Annotated in this window: 16 protein-coding genes, 1 other RNA gene and 1 riboswitch; of the genes, 6 read left to right on the forward strand and 11 right to left on the reverse strand. The window is 59.2% G+C overall.

Features of this window, described 5'->3' with window-relative positions; translation table 11 throughout:
* Both ACR0M9_RS18410 and pdxR read right to left on the reverse strand, forming a co-directional pair.
* On the reverse strand, nt 1-148 hold a 148-nt coding region (locus ACR0M9_RS18410; protein WP_480774324.1), incomplete at its 3' end, for a thiamine pyrophosphate-binding protein.
* A 125-nt stretch (nt 149-273) separates the two neighbouring features.
* Nucleotides 274-1,734, reverse strand: a complete 1,461-nt coding sequence (pdxR, locus tag ACR0M9_RS18415) for a MocR-like pyridoxine biosynthesis transcription factor PdxR (protein WP_267363605.1) — start codon at nt 1,732-1,734, stop codon at nt 274-276.
* A gap of 133 nt (nt 1,735-1,867) precedes the next feature.
* Between pdxR and ACR0M9_RS18420 the strand changes: the two genes are divergently transcribed.
* Nucleotides 1,868-2,176 (forward strand): ArsR/SmtB family transcription factor, encoded by a 309-nt coding sequence (locus ACR0M9_RS18420; RefSeq protein ID WP_209507696.1) that lies wholly within the window; start codon nt 1,868-1,870, stop codon nt 2,174-2,176.
* Entirely contained in the window at nt 2,169-3,200 is a 1,032-nt protein-coding gene (locus tag ACR0M9_RS18425) for a permease (RefSeq protein ID WP_480774309.1), read from the forward strand. Before ACR0M9_RS18420 ends, ACR0M9_RS18425 begins: the two co-directional genes overlap by 8 nt.
* A gap of 56 nt (nt 3,201-3,256) precedes the next feature.
* Here ACR0M9_RS18425 and ACR0M9_RS18430 read toward each other — a convergent pair whose 3' ends face one another.
* Nucleotides 3,257-3,646, reverse strand: a complete 390-nt coding sequence (locus tag ACR0M9_RS18430) for a hypothetical protein (RefSeq protein WP_267363610.1) — start codon at nt 3,644-3,646, stop codon at nt 3,257-3,259.
* 51 nt (nt 3,647-3,697) lie between these two features.
* Complete coding sequence (locus ACR0M9_RS18435) at nt 3,698-4,459, reverse strand: DUF1013 domain-containing protein (RefSeq protein WP_480547361.1); 762 nt, start codon at nt 4,457-4,459, stop codon at nt 3,698-3,700.
* Nucleotides 4,460-4,589: 130 nt separating this feature from the next.
* On the opposite strand from ACR0M9_RS18435, the gene ACR0M9_RS18440 reads away from it, so the two are divergent.
* The gene (locus ACR0M9_RS18440) at nt 4,590-5,219 is read left to right on the forward strand and encodes a ribonuclease T2 family protein (RefSeq protein WP_480488860.1); all 630 of its coding nucleotides are present in this window, start codon (nt 4,590-4,592) and stop codon (nt 5,217-5,219) included.
* Here ACR0M9_RS18440 and ACR0M9_RS18445 read toward each other — a convergent pair.
* Nucleotides 5,216-5,704 carry a hypothetical protein gene (locus ACR0M9_RS18445; RefSeq protein WP_480538867.1) on the reverse strand — a complete coding sequence of 163 codons (489 nt, stop codon included), beginning with the start codon at nt 5,702-5,704 and terminating at the stop codon, nt 5,216-5,218. The two genes, ACR0M9_RS18440 and ACR0M9_RS18445, sit on opposite strands and share 4 nt — an antisense overlap.
* 162 nt (nt 5,705-5,866) lie before the next feature.
* On the opposite strand from ACR0M9_RS18445, the gene ACR0M9_RS18450 reads away from it, so the two are divergent.
* Complete coding sequence (locus ACR0M9_RS18450) at nt 5,867-6,568, forward strand: hypothetical protein (RefSeq protein WP_480774310.1); 702 nt, start codon at nt 5,867-5,869, stop codon at nt 6,566-6,568.
* Nucleotides 6,569-6,589: 21 nt separating this feature from the next.
* Here ACR0M9_RS18450 and recR read toward each other — a convergent pair whose 3' ends face one another.
* The 3 genes from recR to ACR0M9_RS18465 form a co-directional block, all read right to left on the reverse strand.
* Complete coding sequence (gene recR / locus ACR0M9_RS18455; protein ID WP_480538862.1) at nt 6,590-7,183, reverse strand: recombination mediator RecR; 594 nt, start codon at nt 7,181-7,183, stop codon at nt 6,590-6,592.
* A 61-nt stretch (nt 7,184-7,244) separates the two neighbouring features.
* Complete coding sequence (locus ACR0M9_RS18460) at nt 7,245-7,598, reverse strand: YbaB/EbfC family nucleoid-associated protein (protein WP_209507712.1); 354 nt, start codon at nt 7,596-7,598, stop codon at nt 7,245-7,247.
* A 190-nt stretch (nt 7,599-7,788) separates the two neighbouring features.
* The gene (locus tag ACR0M9_RS18465) at nt 7,789-9,552 is read right to left on the reverse strand and encodes a DNA polymerase III subunit gamma/tau (protein WP_480774311.1); all 1,764 of its coding nucleotides are present in this window, start codon (nt 9,550-9,552) and stop codon (nt 7,789-7,791) included.
* 172 nt (nt 9,553-9,724) lie between these two features.
* Between ACR0M9_RS18465 and ACR0M9_RS18470 the strand changes: the two genes are divergently transcribed.
* Complete coding sequence (locus ACR0M9_RS18470; RefSeq protein ID WP_480488864.1) at nt 9,725-10,237, forward strand: protein-tyrosine phosphatase family protein; 513 nt, start codon at nt 9,725-9,727, stop codon at nt 10,235-10,237.
* Here ACR0M9_RS18470 and ACR0M9_RS18475 read toward each other — a convergent pair.
* Entirely contained in the window at nt 10,229-10,636 is a 408-nt protein-coding gene (locus tag ACR0M9_RS18475; RefSeq protein ID WP_480484675.1) for a hypothetical protein, read from the reverse strand. The two genes, ACR0M9_RS18470 and ACR0M9_RS18475, sit on opposite strands and share 9 nt — an antisense overlap.
* Nucleotides 10,637-10,726: 90 nt before the next feature.
* A riboswitch (cobalamin riboswitch) is annotated at nt 10,727-10,945 on the reverse strand.
* Nucleotides 10,946-11,077: 132 nt separating this feature from the next.
* On the opposite strand from ACR0M9_RS18475, the gene ACR0M9_RS18480 reads away from it, so the two are divergent.
* Nucleotides 11,078-11,935: an alpha/beta hydrolase family protein gene (locus ACR0M9_RS18480; RefSeq protein WP_480488866.1), complete on the forward strand. Its 858-nt coding sequence runs from the start codon at nt 11,078-11,080 to the stop codon at nt 11,933-11,935.
* 35 nt (nt 11,936-11,970) lie between these two features.
* On the opposite strand, the gene rsgA is transcribed toward ACR0M9_RS18480, so the two are convergent.
* Nucleotides 11,971-12,999 carry a ribosome small subunit-dependent GTPase A gene (gene rsgA, locus ACR0M9_RS18485; protein WP_480774312.1) on the reverse strand — a complete coding sequence of 343 codons (1,029 nt, stop codon included), beginning with the start codon at nt 12,997-12,999 and terminating at the stop codon, nt 11,971-11,973.
* Between the two features lie 158 nt (nt 13,000-13,157).
* An RNA gene (gene ffs, locus ACR0M9_RS18490) (signal recognition particle sRNA small type) lies at nt 13,158-13,256 on the reverse strand.
* Between the last annotated feature and the right edge of the window lie 17 nt (nt 13,257-13,273).

The raw sequence follows: 13,273 nt of genomic DNA on the forward strand, positions 1-13,273 counted from the left end.
CCTCATGCGCACAGTCCCAGAACATGATCCCAGCCTTCGGAAACAGATCCGAAATCGGCATCATCGCAGAGCCAATGATCCCAAACGCATGTTCAATACCATGCATCTGCAAAACCTTAACAAAGGCCTCTTCCGTCGTCATCTTCATAGGGGTGTTCTCCAAGCAAGAGTGAGAAAACCGGGCACCGGGACCCGGGGGTTGATATGGTTTTGGCGTAAGGGTGCGACCTGCGTTAGGGCCAGACGCGTCTGCGGAATATGTCCAGTGCGATCTCAGGCAGACCGGATGGCATCCGCGATCAGTTCGACGCCGGGGCCTATGCGGTTGGTCGAAATAGAAGAGTACCCGAGGCGGTAGAAATTCTGCGGCCTGTCGGGCCCCGAGAAAAACGGAGCACCCGGTTCGATATGAACACCCTGGTTCTGCAGCTTTAGCGCAAGCTGCGTTGTGTTGACGTGCTCGGGGGCCGACATCCACATTGATGAGCCACCCATTACGCCCCGCCCGGCCACTGTCAGCCCGCTTTCTTCGATGGCTTTGTCCATCGCATCGCGCCGCTCTTGCAGGGCTTTCGACATACGTCGGATCTGAGCGTCGTAATGGCCCAATGACAGAAAATACGCTGCCGTGCGCTGAATATGACCCGGAGGGTGGCGCAGGACCAACGAGCGAAGAGCACGTGCTTCGCGGATGAAAGGCTCGGATCCGACCATGTATCCAAGCCGCAATCCCGGAAACAGCGACTTGGAAAAACTGCCGACGTAAATCACGCGCCCATCCCGATCCATGGACTTGAGTGCAGGCGAAGGTGCGCTGCGAAAGGCCATTTCGAATTCATAGTCGTCCTCGACAACCATTGCATCCAGATCGCGTGCCCGATCCAGTAGCTTGTTGCGGCGGTCGATCGGCATCGTCGCGGTTGTCGGGCTTTGATGGCTGGGGGTGGTAAAGATGACATCTGCTTCGTCGGGGATCGCTTCTGGTGGCAAGCCGTCGCGATCGACGCTCAGGGGGGTCACAGCGCAGTCCCAGTGGTTCAAAAGGCTTCGCAGCGCGTAGTAGCAGGGATCTTCGATTACGGCCGTGCGTTTGTGTGTCAGCAAGATGCGTGAGGCCAGCCAAAGCGCGTTCTGCGCGCCCAGGGTGATCAAGATCTCTTCGGGGCGGGCGACGATACCACGGCGCGGCAGGGTGTGGCGCGCGATGAATTCGATTAGCAACGGATCATCCTGATCCACGTAATCCCCTGTCAGCGAATCGAAGTCTTTGTGCCCCAATGCGCGAACCGCGCATAATCTCCAGTTGGCGTGATCAAACAGGGTTCGGTCGGCCTGACCGTAGATGAACGGATAGCGGTATTCGCGCCAATTGCTGGGTTTCGGCAGGACGTCGCTGTCCAGAAAGCGGCGCGCCAATGCCCTGTCCCAGTCGACAGATTCCGTGCCGCGCTGCACGGGCGAGTATTTGGGCGGAACCGGTGCGTTTTGCGAGACGTAATATCCTGACCGGCCCTTTGCCGTCAGATAATCATTGGCCAGCAACTCGGTATAGGCAAGCGTCACCGTGATGCGGCTGACGCCCAGGTGTGCGGCCAGCTTTCGCGAGGATGGCAGTTTTTCCCCCACGTGAAAGCGACCGGACAGAATGCCCTCGGCAATCATCTGCTGGATCTGGGCCTGCAACGTGCCCTGACCGTTGAGCTCAAGAAAGAATGTTTCGACCGATATCCCCATGCCTGCTTATAGGTTGGACTTAAGGCAGGGGCAATCTGGACTTACAGTGTCATGGAAAATTTTCCCAAGGTGGGTTGACCAGGGTCCTTTGTGAAACTACAAAACTAGAAATCTAGTTTAATGGAGGCAACTCATGTGGGAAACTGCTGCTGCCGGATTTTCCGCCATGGGTTCGGAAGCCCGGCTGAAAGTCCTCAAGACGCTAGTGCGGGCTGGTGAGGCCGGTCTGACCGTTGGCGAAATCCAGAACCGGACGGGGATTGCCCCGTCGACTTTGGCGCACCACCTGCGGTTTCTTGCAGCCGGAGGTGTGGTCGAGCAGGAAAAGATCGGTCGCACCACGATCAACCGGGCCTGTTATGACGAATTGAAGACGCTGGCGCAGTTCATTCTTAGCGAATGCTGCGCTGACGCGGTTGGAAAGGCGGCCAACGATGGCTGAATTGACGCAATCGCCCCGGCTGACCGCCAAAGGTGCACTTGAGATGATCAAGACACCCTGGGCATTGATTGTCGCCATTCTTGTGGCGGTGGCCGTTCTCGACCCCGGCAACATGCGCGAGGTTGCGAGTTTTGCAGTCAGGGCCTTGGCGCATACAGGACAATACATCCTGTTTGCCGTGCTTCTGTTGTCATATCTCAAGGCAACCGGGGCCGAGGTGATGGTGGCGCGCGCCTTTGAAGGGCGCGAGACCCGGATGATCTTTCTGGCCGCCCTGTTCGGCGGACTTGCACCATTTTGTTCTTGCGAAGTCATTCCCTTTATTGCGGGCTTGCTTGCACTCGGAGCGCCGCTGTCGGCCGTGATGGCGTTCTGGCTCAGCTCGCCATTGATCGACCCGCCGACGCTTTTGATTACGGCTGCTGCGCTGGGATGGCCCTTTGCCATCGGTAAAGCGGTTGCAGCCGTTGCGCTTGGCCTGTTCGGCGGGTTCGCGGTTCGGTTACTGATGCAGCAGGGGGCATTTGCCCAGCCCTTGCGCGAATACAAACCTGCCGGGTGTTGCGGATGTGGTCCGAAAGCGGATGACAAGCCGGTCTGGAAGTTCTGGCAAGAGCCCGAGCGTCGCGTTCGGTTTCGTTCGGAGTTCGTACACAACGGGCTGTTCCTGCTGAAGTGGCTGGCACTGGCCTATGTGCTCGAAGCTTTGTTGGTCAACTATGTGCCTGCGGACCTGATCGCTGGCGTCGTTGGCGGAGAAGGCGTGCTGCCGATCATCGTTGCCGCGCTGGTGGGGATGCCGGCCTATCTGAACTCTTACGTCGCGCCGCCGCTGCTGGCGGGTCTGATCGATCAGGGCATGACCGCGGGGGCTGCGATGTCGTTCATGGTTGCGGGTGCCGTCAGTTCCATACCGGCGATGGCCGCAGTCTGGTCATTGGTCAAACCGCGCGTGTTTGCGACTTACCTGAGCCTTGGTGTGGGGGGCGCAATAATCGCAGGCATCATCTTTCAGGTGGTATGAACGAAAAAGCCGCCCGGTGTCAGCATCGGGCGGCCTTGTTTTGTCTGAAATTTCGATCAACCGGATTCGCAGAGACGGGGCAGTTTGAACCGATACCGGGCTTCGCCGCTTTTGACGTAGATGCGTTTTTCCACGCAGGCCGTCGTTCCAACGGTTTGTGAAATCTGCGACTCGGTCGACGTAATCGACGTGGCCGATCCATCGGGCAGGCGAACCGAGGCTACGACGCCGTTCTTCAAGTCCCCGTTCACCGGGGTTGCGGACAGAACCGGTACGATCAGGAAAGCCTCGTGTTCGTGTTCGCCTTCGTCCCCCAGCAGAAACAAGGTGGTGACGATGGCGATCATGACAACACCACCCGCCAGACCCAGCCCCCATGTCCTGAGAAAGGCGTAGATCGTTACGGCGCGGTGCGGGCCGAAAATCGCAGAAAGAATGCTCAGCATGACAAGTCCGTCAAAAAAGCCCCAGCCGTTCCGACCGGGGCTGATTGTCTGTTACAGACGAGGATCATCCTCGTCTTCATCATCCGCCCCGCCTTTGGGCAGGTTGAAGAAACTGTCGGCGTCGATGATAGGCTCGTCGTCTTTTTCATCCGACCGATCATCGGACAGCGAGAAGGTTTCCAGACCTTCGATCGCGGTCGGGATTTTCGGCGCAGCGTCCATTTCCAGCGATTGCTCGGTCGAAACCAGCTTGCGACGCTCGTCATCGCTCATCACGCCGCCTTCGGCTGCTTTCTTGGCAGCGGCCTTCTGCACGATCGCATCCAGTTCGGACTGTTTGCACAGGCCCAAAGCAACCGGGTCGATCGGCTGCATGTTTGAGATGTTCCAGTGCGTGCGCTCGCGGATCGACTGGATGGTCGGCTTGGTGGTGCCAACCAGCTTGGCGATCTGGCCGTCGCTGAGTTCGGGGTGGAACTTGACCAGCCACAGGATCGAGTTCGGACGGTCCTGACGCTTGGACAGCGGGGTATACCGCGGGCCACGGCGCTTTTCTTCGCCGGATGCCGCCGGATTGAACTTGAGCTTCAGCTTGTGCAGCGGGTTTTTCTGCGCGGCGTCGATCTCATCCTGAGTCAGCTGGTTGTTTGCGATCGGGTCAAAGCCCTTTACGCCTGCGGCCACATCGCCATCGGCGATGCCCTGCACTTCCAGTTCGTGCATCCCTACGAAATCCGCGATCTGCTTGAAGCTGATCGTGGTGTTGTCCACCAGCCATACGGCGGTTGCCTTGGCCATAAGCGGTTTTGCCATCAGCCCGTCTCCTATACATACATCTTTCCCGTCGCCGGAATTCGGCGGCCCCTTGGTCTTGGGGCAGGTTTCCGTTGTCGGGGAACTTGGCCCGTATATAGTCGCCACGCAGCAAGAAGGGAAGAGGCGAATGCGCTGGGTCGTATTGTGGGTCTTCAGCGCGATGACAGCGCTGGCCGAAGGTGAAAAAGCAGGTGAGTTCGACTATTACGTCCTGTCGCTTAGCTGGTCGCCCAACTGGTGCGCCCGTGAAGGGGACGCGCGCGGGTCAGACCAATGTGACGACCGGCACGACCACGGATGGATCCTGCACGGGCTCTGGCCGCAATTTCATCAGGGCTGGCCATCCTTCTGCCGCTCGCCCGAGGCGCCGCCAACACGCCGCATGACGCGGGAAATGGAAGATATTCAGGGTAGTGCGGGCCTTGCATGGCATCAGTGGAAGAAACACGGCACCTGTTCGGGGCTTTCTGCGCCCGACTATTTCGCCCTGTCCCGGCGTGCCTATGACGCTGTCGAACGCCCGCAGGTCTTCCGCAAGCTGGACGCATCCGTCAAACTGCCGGCTTCGGTGGTCGAGGATGCGTTTTTGAAAGCCAATCCGGAACTGGAGCGCGATATGATCACGGTCACCTGCAAACAGGGCTATATCGAAGAGGTCCGCCTATGCCTGTCGCGCGACCTTGATCCGGTGCCATGCGGCCGCGATGTAATTCGCGACTGCACCGCCAAGGACGCGCTGTTCGATCCGATTCGCTAGAGCTTCTTGTTCTGGCAGTCCCGCGCATAGTCCAGCGCCTTGGCGGTGCCTTTCAGATCAATCGCCATCACCACCTCGCCTGCGGGATTGTAAACCGTCATCGTCTTGTTCTGGGCAATCGCGGTGACGAAATTCCGGTCGGTAAAAAACACCGTCGCACCGGGCACTTTGCGTTCATTGAACCCGATAGCGGTGGCATCAAAGCTCTTGCCGTCCAGTTCGAACCGGATGGGATAGCTCTCACCTTGCTTAATGTCGCCCCAGGCCTTGTTGTAAACGGCGAAATACCCGCGATTATCCAATGCGTCATAGCCCAGCCGCACTACCGAGAGATCCTGATACACCGTCTGGATCAGACACCCGTTCCCAAGCGCGGGGTCCATCATGATGTTCCAGCCTTCAACAAAGCCCTTGTCCACAAGGTCCTGCGACAGGCCAGCGGTTGCGGTGAAGGCGGCGAGGGTGAAGGCGAGAAGTCGGGTCACAATTGGTCTCCAGTATTGAGTAACTTGTTTGCCGCAACCCTATTTGACGTGCTGGACCAAACAAAGGGGTCATCTGCCTTAGAAATTACTAATTTTCTTTTGATCCTACCCGCTCAGATTTACATTTGCTAAAATGAAATCCAAAGCCATTTGTTCCGATCAATGCCTCTCGATACTTTGACGAGACAATACTGGATGTCAGCATTCAAAAGTCTATTTGTAGCTTGTTTCTTAACCTCTTCGGTCATTCTGGACAGGGCGGGGTTCGCTGAAGTCAGCGGCAAGTTCCAATTTGACGCCGAATCCTACTGCGAAACGCATGGGTGTAAGAAAGGCCCATCACTTTTTGATCCACCAATCTTGGATCATGAGTGGCAACCTTTTGAAAGCTCAGACCTGTTGGTTTGGGGCGCGGACGTTTGTCTCGGGTATTTTCTGACCAAAGATGAGAGCGCGTGGAATGGCGGCATGACAGAAGACAAAGTTGGCGACAAACATGGGATCTATGTAGTCTTAGGCGATTTCTTGGCGCGGATTCACATCTTCGACTGGCCTCCCATAGATGCCGCCAGCCCATATTCCGAATATGGGGTTTTTCAGTGCGAAACTACGAGCCAGCCTGAATACAAGCTGGACGCCGAGCGCAGCACAGAACTGAAAAAGTGGGTCGAGTTCAGGCTGACAAAGGAGGAAGGATGGGTCGGAAGCATCGAAAGCTTCACCGGGTACCTGAAAGGACTATTTAGGAGTGATGCTCTCGGTCTAACGATTCATTTCGAAAACTACAGTGGAGCGCGCGTCCGGTTTGAAGCGGACTATTGGGGGCCGCCGGTGCTGATTGACGAAACTGACGGGCTTTATTGATGTGCTAGTGTCTACAACCGGCTACAATTCCTTTCGCGCCCTGAGCGCCGCCGTGATCGTTCCGTCATCCAGATAATCCAACTCTCCGCCGATGGGCACGCCTTGCGCCAGTGAGGTCAGGCGCACCTGGCCTTCCAGCTGATCGGCGATGTAATGGGCGGTGGTCTGGCCGTCGACGGTGGCGTTCAGGGCAAGGATCACTTCGGTGATCCCTTCGGCCAGGACCCGATCCCTGAGGCGAGGAATGCGCAGCTCGTCCGGGCCGATACCGTCCAGTGCAGACAGTGTGCCACCCAGCACGTGATAGCGGCCTTTGAAGACCCCTGACCGTTCCATCGCCCAAAGGTCGGCGACGTCCTCGACCACGCAGAGTTCGCCGGTCGCTCGGGCCTCGCTATTGCATATGTCACAGATATCCGTGGTGCCCACATTGCCGCAATTCAGGCATTCGCGGGCGGTGACGGCCACTTGCTGCATGGCGTCTGACAGGGGTGTCAGCAGCAGAGCGCGTTTGCGGATCAGGTGCAGCACCGCGCGGCGGGCCGAGCGCGGGCCCAACCCCGGCAGTTTGGCCATCAGGTCGATCAGATTGTCGATTTCGCTGTTCGTGCCCATGGCCTGTCCTGCTTTGCGCCGGAGGGAGCCTCCGGCGGGAGTATTTGGGAAAAGATGAAGCTCAGAACGGTAGCTTGATGTCTTTGGGCAAGCCCATGCTTTCGGTCAGCTTGCCCATCTCTTCCTGTGAACGTTCGGCGGCTTTGGCCTGAGCGTCCTTGATGGCGGCCAGGATCAGGTCTTCGACCACTTCCTTGTCGTCGCCGTTGAAGATCGACGGGTCGATGTCCAGCCCCTTGAGTTCACCCTTGGCTGTGGCCGTTGCCTTGACCAGCCCTGCACCGGATTCGCCGACAACCATCATGTTGTTCAGCTCTTCCTGCATTTCGGTCATCTTGGTTTGCAGGTCTTGTGCGGATTTCATCATCTTGGCCATGTCGCCCAGTCCGCCAAGCCCGCCGAGTCCTTTCAGCATCAGTCGTCTCCTGTGTTTCTGTTTGGTTCTAAATACGGACCGCAGGCAGGTGGCACAAGAGGTCTCCCGCCTGTCCAGATCAGAGCGGCGCCGACCGATCATTTATGTGCCCGCATTCCCTCCTTCAGGTGCATCGTGAAAGGGGGTGAGTATGCCGGTTTCTTGAAACTTGGACCCGCGGGCTCAGGGGCTAGTCCTCTTCGAACGGGTCCCATTCCTCTTCGACTTCGGGAAGGGCCTCGGTCTCAACCTTGGCGGCGCGCTGTTCAGGTGTTTCGATCCGAATGATCTTTGCCTTGGGGAATTGCGTCAGCACGGCCTGAACCAGCGGGTGTTCTTCGGCCTCGGCTTTCAGGGCCAGTTCGGCCCGGTCCCGCACTTCCGCGATGGTCGCGGCATCCCCGTCCGAGACAATGGAGACGGCCCACCGATTGCCGGTCCAGCGTTGCAGGGCAGAGCCCAATCGCGACGCCAGATCCGACGGTGCCTGAGGTGTCTGGGTGAATTCGATCCGGCCAGGCTGGTACGACACAAGGCGCACGCCGCTTTCCACCTCGACAAGCAGTTTCACATCGCGGTTTGTGCGGATCAGTTCCACCACATGCCCGAAGGTTGGATAGCGGGCCAGGGCCGTCTGTGCATCCTGCGCCAGCGCGGCAACCGGTGCACCACCCGCGCCGCGCGGGGGCGATGTATAGGCAGGCGGCGGGGTCGCGTTGGATTGCGTTGCCACCGGGGCCTGCCGGGACGGTGACATGCCCCCGCCCGGCCCGCCGGGTGGCGAAGGTGGGGCGTCTTGCAGCCGTTTGATCAGCTCTTCGGGGCTGGGCAAATCGGCGACATGCGTCAGTCGGATAACAGCCATTTCGGCGGCCATCATCGCGTTGGGCGCGGCAGAGACTTCCTCCAGCGCCTTCAGCAGCATTTGCCACATCCGGGTCAGAACCCGCATCGGCAAGGCCTCGGCCATGTGCTGGCCCCGTGTGCGTTCGTCGGGGGAAACTGTCGGGTCTTCGGCCGCGTCAGGTGTGATCTTTACGACAGACACCCAATGCGTGATTTCGGCCAGATCGCGCAGCACGGCCAGAGGATCTGCACCTTCCGCATATTGACCGCTCAGTTCAGCGAGCGCCCCTGCCGCGTCACCACGCAGGATCATGTCCATCAGGTCCAGAACCCGTCCACGATCGGCCAGACCCAGCATCGCACGGACCTGATCCGCCGTCGTCTCACCGGCTCCGTGCGAGATTGCCTGATCCAGCAGTGAGGTCGCGTCGCGGGCCGATCCTTCTGCGGCGCGGGTGATCAACGCCAGCGCATCGTCGGCGATCTGCGCGCTCTCCGCCCCGGCGATCTTGCGCAGCAGGCCGATCATGTCTTCGGGCTCGATCCGGCGCAGGTCAAAGCGCTGACACCGCGACAGAACCGTGACCGGCACTTTGCGAATCTCGGTGGTCGCGAAGATGAATTTCACATGTGCGGGCGGTTCCTCGAGCGTCTTGAGCAGCGCGTTGAATGCGCTGGTCGAGAGCATGTGAACCTCGTCGATGATGTAGATCTTGTAGCGTGCACTGGCGGCGCGATAGCGGACACTGTCGATGATCTCGCGGATATCGTTGACGCCGGTACGGCTGGCCGCATCCATTTCCATCACATCGACATGGCGACCTTCCATGATTGCGACGCAATGCTCGCACTGACCGCAAGGCTCGGTTGTCGGCCCTCCGGTTCCATCCGGCCCGATGCAGTTCATGCCTTTGGCGATGATCCGCGCCGTGGTGGTTTTTCCCGTTCCGCGAATGCCGGTCATGATAAAGGCCTGCGCAATCCGGTCGGCCTCGAAGGCGTTTTTTAGGGTGCGCACCATAGCAACTTGACCCACCAGGTCGGCAAAGGTTTCCGGGCGGTATTTGCGGGCGAGAACCTGATAGGCGGGGCTGGGCGTGTCTGTCATGTCTTCTCGCTCGGATTCGGTGCTTCGGCACAGCGTAGTGGCGGCGGCAGTCCGCGTCCACTGTGGGGCGCGATGATTTTTTGTTTCAGAAACGGGCTGGTTTCCAACTAAACTGGTCCAGCGGATTTAATGACTCATTTCTTAAAGAGTACCTTGGGGGAGGACGCACTTCATGTCGCAGCTGGTCATTTTTGCTCTGCAGGTCGGAGGCGGAACGCTTGCCCTTACTTCAATGCCCGGGCGTGGCGGGGATTACGTCGGCGATCTGGATATGATTGCGGCTTGGAAACCGGGCCTTGTGATTTCAATGACGACGGATGTTGAAATGCTTCAGGATGGCGCGCAGCACTTTGGCAGCGACATCCAAAGCCGTGCCAGCCGGTGGGTTCACCTGCCGATCGAAGATTTTGGAGCACCGACGCAGGCGGTTCAGAAGGCCTGGCCAGAGGTCAGCGCCACGGCCCGACATGCGCTGTCGGGCGGTGGCCGGGTTCTTGTGCATTGCCGTGGGGGGTGCGGCAGATCCGGGATGATTGTTCTGCGACTGATGGTTGAATGCGGTGAACGCGCCAGCGACGCACTGGACCGCCTGCGGGCCGTGCGCCCCTGCGCTGTCGAAACCGATGCGCAGCTGGCCTGGGCGTCCCGGATCACCCCGGCACAGGTGGAAGTGGGATCAAGCTGACAGCTGCTGGGGTGCGTAGCCGGTTTTCCGGGGCCGGATCGTTGAAACCTCGATCATGGCGCAAGGCGGGTTCGCGACAATGCCCGAGGGCAGCGTGCTGAATGTAGGTCCGAAGATCAAATCGGCATAGGCATCAAGGTCCCGAATTGCCGTATCAGGGTGCGCCCCGCAGAAAACGCGAACGCTGTCGGATCGCGCTCGGATCGTTGCCATGCACCCTTCCGCGCAATGTGACAGCGCGCTGTTGCCTTCAAATTCGAAATCTTCGCTGGTGGCCGAAACCGCCTGCGCCATGGCTTCGGAAATCGAGCGGGCCAGTCGCGCCAAAGCCGGGCAGGTATTGCCCGTCCGCTGGCACACAGTTGCGCTGTATTCGTGTGACTTTGTCTTCCAGATCATCCTGCGCCCTCCGCGCGTGGTGGGCTGGATATTGGGGCAGGTGGGACAGCATCTCGCTGTCAGGACCTGCCCGGACACCCCGCCCGAGTTTCGGTTTCAGTTCCGATGGCAGGTCTCCTGACTTGCGGGTCATTGCTCTGCCGACCTTCCCAGCCCGTGGGCCAGTGGTATTTCGGCATTACTTACCGCTTACAGTTGCGGGGGCAGTCGCGGACTTGGTTGATATCTGTTTGACCAGACAAACCGCACCGTGTTCCCTTTTCATCCCGACCTCTTGTGGGGGCCGGAAACCATCACACAACCGCTAGCGCCTGATCGCGTTCCGAGTCAAGCCGATCTTTAGGCCGGACGTTTGGTCATGCTGGATGCGGTTTACGTTCCGGCTTAGTTTCGTCGGCATCGAAGGCAGGCAAACCATTGTTTCAGCGAAAGCCGGGGATCATGTTGGATACGGAACAGACGGTGTTGATCGAAGATTTCCGCTTTCCGTCAGGGTCCGTGACCTTGTCGGCGCGGCTGTACCGGCCAGTGGGTGAGCCGGAAACCGTTGTCGTACTTAACAGTGCCACGGGTGTGCCGCGTGACTATTATCAACACTTTGCGCGATGGCTGGCTACCGAGCGGGGGATAGCTTGCCTGACCTATGACTATCGGGACTACGGGCTTTCTTTGGTCGGCCGCCTGAAAGACGCAACTGCAACAATGGCGGATTGGGCGTTGATCGACATGCCAGCGGCACGGGCCGAAATGCGCAGGCGGTTTCCAAAGGCGCAGCAGTGGACCATCGGCCATTCCGTCGGTGCGATGCTGGGGCCGGTGCAGCCGGATATCGACCAGATCGACCGAATGATCGGTGTGTGTTCGGGGCTGGTGACTTTGAAAGATCACCCATGGCCCTATCGGGGGTTGGCAGGGCTGTTCTGGTATGGCCATGCACCGCTGATGGTGCGGGCGCTTGGGTATCTGCCCGGCAAAGCGATCGGGTTTGGTTCGGACCTGCCCGCCTCGGTCTACTGGCAATGGCGCAAATGGTGTACAGCCCCTCTTAGCTACGTTCCCGAGATCGGGCAGAATTTGCCTGATGCGCATTGGGGCAGTTCTGGAACACCAGTGGATCTGTTCACGTTCGAAGATGACCAGATGGCTCCGCCCGAGGCGGTTTGGCGCCTTGCTGATTTGTATGGCCCCGAGGCCAGACGCCACCTTCTGAAGCCTGCTGAATTCGGACTGCCGGAAATAGGCCATATCGGAGCATTTGCCCGTCGCAATGCAGCGGTCTGGCCGCGCCTGATCGCCTGATCAGACGCGACGCAGGTTTTCCTAACACCTTGCAGTTATGGCCGTTTGCGAAGCTTCTTGTCCTGCATGACACCGCGCACCATCTTGCCGAACGCCTTGTCCCGCGCCCGCGATTGGGCAACGGTTTCCGAGTTTCGCTGATCTTCACGCCGCAGCTTGCGCCAACGGTCCAGCCGGGTCGGGTCAAGTGCGCCTTCGCCGATTGCGTTCTGCACGGCACAGCCGGGCTCGGTCTCGTGCTGACAATCCGAAAAGCGACAGCTTTGGCCAAGCTCCGTGATGTCCGAGAACACGTTGTCGATCCCGTCCTGAGCGTCCAGCAAACGCAGTGCGCGCATTCCCGGCGTATCGATCAGCCAGCCACCGTTACCCATCCGGTGCAACGCGCGCACCGTTGTCGTGTGTCTGCCCCGTGCGTCGTCTTCGCGAATTTCAGACGTGGCGAGGTTTTGATCCGTCATGGCGTTGCTGAGCGTCGTTTTACCTACGCCCGACGACCCGACCAGCGCGCCGGTCTGGCCTTTGGGGCACCATGCCAGAACCTTTTCGACATCTGCCGGGTCCAGCGCATTGACCGCCAGCACCGACAGAAAAGGGTCCAGAGATTGCACTTGTCCCGAGAAACTGCCGGGGTCATCCGACTGGTCAGCTTTCGTCAGGACAACGACCGGATAACATCCGGCCTGATGCGCCAGCGCCAGATAACGTTCCAGCCGGGGAAGGTTGAAGTCCGCATTGCACGAGCTGACGATGAACAAAACATCGACATTGGCGGCAATCAGTTGGGTTGCGGCACCTGTACCGGCAGCTCTGCGTTGCAGCAGGCTGCGCCGGTCCAAAAGGTGGCGCACGCGGTTTTCGGCGTCCGCAAGAACCCAATCCCCGACGGCATATGAACCGGTCGGATTATCCGGTGTCCGCAAAGGGATTTCACCATCCGGGCTCAGCCCGATCAGACGGTCCCGATGAACGGAGGCGACGCGAAAGGGCGTGTCGGAAGGAAAAGCCGCGTGTTGCGCGGCAAAGTGAGAGGACCATCCCAGGTCCGAAAGCGTATAAGACATTTATCTGCCTGTTTTCAGAAACAGCAATGCCAACGGATGGCAATCGCGCATCCGCAGGTCGTGTGTTCAGGCAGTCCGGTGATTCCGGTGAATCAGAACCAGTCTGCCCGAAGGGTTTTCACTACAATCATAAAGCCCTCCTGCGGCTGTGGTTCACGAAGTGAGAGGTTGGACATCGACCCAAGCGGGGCTCGTTGTGGCTGCTTCCTTCCGGACCTGACCAGGTTGGCGAGGCGCTCGCCCGCGCCAACCTCTCGAGTCCGGATATAGGGAA

This window comes from Ruegeria sp. CH2, assembly GCF_056537065.1.